Raw genomic sequence first — 4,373 nt, forward strand, 5'->3', positions numbered from 1 at the left:
CGGCCGGAATAAAACCGAATATGCCTGGCGGCGATAGCGCGGTGGTCCCACCTGACCCCATGCCGAACTCAGCAGTGAAACGCCGTAGCGCCGATGGTAGTGTGGGGTCTCCCCATGTGAGAGTAGGGAACTGCCAGACTTTATTTTGAAACAAAAAGGCCATCCATAGGGGTGGCCTTTTTGCATTTAATAAAGAACTAACTTAGTTTTCCAACTGTTTTCCACGCCTATAGCTGATAAACTATTTATTAAATAGCTTTATTGAGTATTGAGTAAATGCTTTCTCTTAAAGAATTTAATACCTTTGGGTTATCAGCCTATGCTAAACGTTTAGATATAGCTGAATCTGCCGAATCCTTATTAGCTTTATGGCAGAAAGCTAAAAGCGAAAAACAACCTGTATTACTGCTTGGTGGTGGCAGTAATGTCTTATTTACTGCAAATTTTGAAGGAACTGTGATTCTGAATAGAATTATGGGGATTCAACAGCGGGAAACAGATGGATCGTGGCATTTACATGTAGGGGCAGGAGAAAATTGGCACGAATTAGTCTGCCATTCTCTTAAAAATCAAATCTATGGATTAGAGAATCTGGCTTTAATTCCTGGTTGCGCTGGTGCGGCACCAATTCAAAATATTGGTGCATATGGTATTGAATTTAGAGATGTGTGTGAATATGTGGATGTTCTTAATCTAGAAACTGGGGAACAAACACGCCTTAGTGTTGGTGAATGCCAGTTTGGATATCGGGATAGTGTTTTTAAGCATAAATATAAAGCAAATCATTCCATTATCTCTGTAGGATTATTGTTGAAGAAGAATTGGCAGCCGATATTGAACTACGGTGATTTAATTAAGCTGTCGAAAGATAATGTAATAACTCCTCAGAAGATCTTTGATTCAGTATGTGCAATGCGCGCTAGTAAATTGCCTGATCCTGCAATAACAGGTAATGCAGGGAGTTTCTTCAAAAACCCAATTGTTAGTGCGGAAGTTGCGGCGAAAATAAAAGAAAATTACCCTGATAGCCCCCAATATCCTTACGCGCATGGAATGTTTAAATTAGCGGCGGGTTGGCTCATTGAACATTGTAATTTAAAAGGTTATCGCATTGGAGGTGCATCTGTGCATCTTAGACAAGCTCTGGTATTGATAAATCAGGAAAATGCTACAGGCAAGGATGTAGTTTCATTGGCTGCCTACATTCGCCAGCAAGTGATAGGTAAATTTGGTGTATTACTTGAACCTGAGGTTCGTTTTATTGGTTCTAAAGGCGAAATTGATGCTGTGGAATATATTTCATGAAAGATATAACTGTGCCATTACAGTTGATTAAGATTTTGTCTGACGGTGATGTTCATTCTGGCCAACAGTTAGGACAAGATTTAGGGATGAGTAGAGCTGGAATTAATAAACATATACAGACAATTCGTGAATGGGGAATTGAGCTAGAAACAACTCCAGGCAAGGGTTATAGCCTTATGGCACCTATGCAGTTACTTGATGAATCTACTATTTTTCAATATTTACCTCAGGATCGTATAACTGTTTTGCCAGTTATTGATTCGACAAATCAGTACTTGCTTGAACGTTTATCTGATTTGAAATCAGGGGATGCTTGTGTTGCAGAGTACCAGTATGCTGGCAGAGGACGGCGTGGAAGGAAATGGGTTTCGCCCTTTGGAAAAAATCTTTATTTATCTATGTATTGGTGCCTTGAACAAGGACCTGCTGCTGCAATCGGATTGAGTCTGGTTGTTGGCATTGTTATTGCTGAAGTATTACATCGATTGGGCGCTGATAGAATTAGGGTAAAATGGCCAAATGATTTATATCTTGATGATAAGAAATTAGCGGGAATCTTAGTTGAACTCATAGGAAAGACTGGTGATGCTGCTCAGATTGTGATAGGTGCGGGTATAAATATTTCGATGGATCATAAGGATGAAGAATCTATTAATCAGCAATGGATTAATTTGTTGCAAGCAGGAATTGAAATTGATCGTAATAAATTGGCTGTAGAAATAATACTTGATCTAAGGAAGGCTTTAATTCAGTTTGAAAATGAAGGTTTGTCTTCATTTGTTTCTCGGTGGTTTGAGTTAGATAATTTTATGGATAGACCGGTGAAATTAATTATTGGTAGTCAGGAAGTGTATGGTATAGCTAGGGGGATTAATCAGCAAGGTGCTTTGTTACTTGATCAGAATGGTGTTATAACCCCATACATCGGCGGGGAGATTTCTTTAAGAGGCTGTTAGAAACGACCGGAAGAGAAATGTCTTCCGGGTTCGGAAACTATTTTTACTTACGTATCCTTACACTTTCAATAGTGTGGTTAGTACCTTTTGTCATGATTAGGCTTGCGCGTTCTCGAGTTGGTAAAATATTTTGTCGCAAATTCAGTCCATTGATCTCTTGCCAGATATTAGATGCAGTATTTATAGCTTCTTCTTCTGATAGTTTGGAATAGCTATGGAAATAAGAGTCTGGATCAGAAAAAGCACCTTGGCGGAATTTTAAGAAACGGCTGATATACCAGCTCTTGAGTAATTTTTCTGGTGCATCGACGTAGATAGAAAAGTCGACAAAATCAGAGACAAATACATGGTGTGGATCATGAGGATAATCCATACCGCTTTGTAATACATTCAAACCCTCTAGAATCAAAATGTCTGGTTGTTTAATAAGTTTTTGCTCGTTTGGTACGATATCATAGGTAAGATGAGAGTAGACTGGTGCGGATACTTGTTTAGATCCCGATTTAATATCAGATACAAATTTCACTAAACTATGCATATCATATGATTGCGGGAACCCTTTCTTTTTCATCAGTCCACGTTCATTCAGCACGCTGTTAGAATGTAGAAAACCATCTGTAGTAATTAATTCTACACTTCTGTGTTCAGGCCACCGACTCAGCAGGGCTTGCAATAAACGCGCAGTAGTACTTTTACCAACAGCAACACTGCCGGCAATTCCTATGACATAAGGGACTTTTTGTCCATCAGTACCTAGAAATTGTTCGAGTACTGCTTGACGACGTAAATTTGAACTAATATAAAAATTGAGCAAGCGAGATAAAGGAAGATAAATCTCAACAACTTCTTCTAAAGAGATTTCTTCATTAATTCCTTTTAAATCAATTAATTCTTCTTTTGTTAATGTCAGTGGAACTGAATCACGTAGGGTTGCCCATTGTTCACGATTGAATTGCAAATATGGAGTAGCCAAAAAAGGTTCTTTTTTATTCATAAACCAACATCTGCCTGTTTGTGCAGGTTGGGCAAGTTGTAATAAACAACCTGTACCCGACAAAAAATAAATCGCATGATATCGACTGATGAGCGGCAGGCGTAGGCTTTTTTATATTTTTAATGGTTTTTTTTGTAAGAAATGCAGAATCGTAAAAAATTGAGTTGCTTTACTTAATGTTAGCTTTAGCTGTTTGTTTATCATAGATGGAAATTTAAATGACACAAGATGAAGTAACCTATCAAGTTTTATCGGGCACTGTGATCAGTTCCTTGATAGTTACATGTAATTTTGTGTTTATTATTTGAGCTAAATATATTGAAAAAAACAGCTAATTGAATAAAAATGAGTGTTTTATGACCGAATGGTCAAGAGGAGTAATTTTTTTGTTGCATAGTGCGCTCACACTGCCTAGAATGCGCAGCACTTGATGCCGGCATAGCTCAGTTGGTAGAGCAACTGACTTGTAATCAGTAGGTCCCGAGTTCGATTCTTGGTGCCGGCACCATTAAAAATTTGGAAAAGGTGGGGTTCCCGAGCGGCCAAAGGGAGCAGACTGTAAATCTGCCGTCACAGACTTCGAAGGTTCGAATCCTTCCCCCACCACCAAAGAATCAGATTTAATCTTGATATTCTTTTGATACTTACTAAATTAAAGCATATTGAGATCAACGTACAGCTGATTAAAGTTAGGTAGCCGAGTTCAATGCGGGCATCGTATAATGGCTATTACCTCAGCCTTCCAAGCTGATGATGCGGGTTCGATTCCCGCTGCCCGCTCCAAGATGTGCTGATATAGCTCAGTTGGTAGAGCACACCCTTGGTAAGGGTGAGGTCGGCAGTTCGAATCTGCCTATCAGCACCACTTCCTTAATGTCCTTGTCTCCCGATTTTATTCCTGTAAGCGATATTCAACGAGCAATTGCTTGGTTGATGTGGTGGAACCACCGATTCCGTGTCTTAGAGGGACAATCTAATGTCTAAAGAAAAGTTTGAACGTACAAAACCGCACGTTAACGTTGGTACTATCGGCCACGTTGACCACGGTAAAACTACCCTGACTGCTGCTATCACTACTGTACTGGCTAAAACCTACGGTGGTAACGCTCGTGCATTCG

At 39.4% G+C, this 4,373-nt stretch carries 4 protein-coding genes, 4 tRNA genes and 1 rRNA gene; 8 read left to right on the forward strand and 1 reads right to left on the reverse strand.

Annotated elements, in window-relative coordinates; all coding sequences use genetic code 11:
* Positions 1 to 23: 23 nt before the first annotated feature.
* From rrf to birA, 3 genes are all read left to right on the forward strand, one after another.
* A 5S ribosomal RNA gene (gene rrf / locus EAE91_RS22970) occupies positions 24 to 139 on the forward strand.
* A 137-nt stretch (positions 140 to 276) separates the two neighbouring features.
* Positions 277 to 1,305, forward strand: coding sequence for a UDP-N-acetylmuramate dehydrogenase (gene murB, locus EAE91_RS22975; RefSeq protein ID WP_214090478.1), 1,029 nt, complete (start codon positions 277 to 279; stop codon positions 1,303 to 1,305).
* Positions 1,302 to 2,261: a bifunctional biotin--[acetyl-CoA-carboxylase] ligase/biotin operon repressor BirA gene (gene birA, locus EAE91_RS22980; RefSeq protein ID WP_214090479.1), complete on the forward strand. Its 960-nt coding sequence runs from the start codon at positions 1,302 to 1,304 to the stop codon at positions 2,259 to 2,261. The genes murB and birA overlap by 4 nt, the downstream gene beginning before the upstream one ends.
* 43 nt (positions 2,262 to 2,304) lie before the next feature.
* Here the strand turns inward: birA and coaA are convergent, their stop codons facing one another.
* Complete coding sequence (gene coaA, locus EAE91_RS22985) at positions 2,305 to 3,255, reverse strand: type I pantothenate kinase (protein ID WP_214090480.1); 951 nt, start codon at positions 3,253 to 3,255, stop codon at positions 2,305 to 2,307.
* A gap of 432 nt (positions 3,256 to 3,687) precedes the next feature.
* Between coaA and EAE91_RS22990 the strand changes: the two genes are divergently transcribed.
* From EAE91_RS22990 to EAE91_RS23010, 5 genes are all read left to right on the forward strand, one after another.
* Positions 3,688 to 3,763 (forward strand) — tRNA-Thr (locus EAE91_RS22990).
* Positions 3,764 to 3,779: 16 nt separating this feature from the next.
* Positions 3,780 to 3,864, forward strand: a tRNA-Tyr gene (locus EAE91_RS22995).
* Between the two features lie 99 nt (positions 3,865 to 3,963).
* Positions 3,964 to 4,038, forward strand: a tRNA-Gly gene (locus EAE91_RS23000).
* A gap of 6 nt (positions 4,039 to 4,044) precedes the next feature.
* Positions 4,045 to 4,120 (forward strand) — tRNA-Thr (locus EAE91_RS23005).
* A 111-nt stretch (positions 4,121 to 4,231) separates the two neighbouring features.
* A partial coding sequence (locus EAE91_RS23010; protein ID WP_072161945.1) for a GTP-binding protein occupies positions 4,232 to 4,373 on the forward strand: 142 nt, incomplete at its 3' end.

The sequence above is a fragment of the Photorhabdus noenieputensis genome, from assembly GCF_018448935.1.
In the GTDB taxonomy this organism is placed as follows: Bacteria; Pseudomonadota; Gammaproteobacteria; order Enterobacterales; family Enterobacteriaceae; genus Photorhabdus; species Photorhabdus noenieputensis.